This is a genomic window from Pseudomonas sp. AC463 (assembly GCF_979253585.1).
The window spans coordinates 1-484 of sequence record NZ_CEEDDZ010000102.1 but is presented as its reverse complement, the minus strand read 5'-3'; the positions used below and the strand labels follow the sequence as shown (position 1 = coordinate 484).

1 protein-coding gene is annotated in these 484 nt (G+C 67.8%); it reads left to right on the top strand.

Annotated elements, in window-relative coordinates; all coding sequences use genetic code 11:
- A partial coding sequence (locus AC0IYH_RS29285; protein WP_471837527.1) for a CgeB family protein occupies window positions 1-484 on the top strand: 484 nt, incomplete at both ends.

Genomic DNA, 484 nt, shown 5'->3' with positions numbered 1-484 from the left:
GCCGGTGATCGACGCGTATCGCCAGTTCGGCGCGGCGGAGTGCATCCCCGTCTACAACGCGCTCGACCCGACGACGCACTATCCGGTCGAACCGGACGAGCGCTTCGCGTGCGACCTCGCGTTTCTCGGCAATCGCCTGCCCGACCGCGAGGCACGGGTGGAGGAGTTCTTCCTGCGTCCCGCCGCGCTGCTGCCCGAACGCCAATTCCTGATCGGCGGCAATGGCTGGGACAGCAAGGACATGCCCGGCAACGTCCGCCACCGCGGCCATGTCTACACGGCCGAGCACAACGCGTTCAACTGCACGCCCAAGGCAGTGCTGAACGTAGCGCGCGATTCGATGGCGCATGTCGGCTTCTCCCCAGCGACGCGCGTCTTCGAGGCGGCGGGCGCGGCGGCGTGCCTGATTACCGACGCATGGGAGGGGATCGAGCAGTTCCTGATTCCCGACGAGGAAGTGCTGGTCGCGCGCGACGGTCAGGAC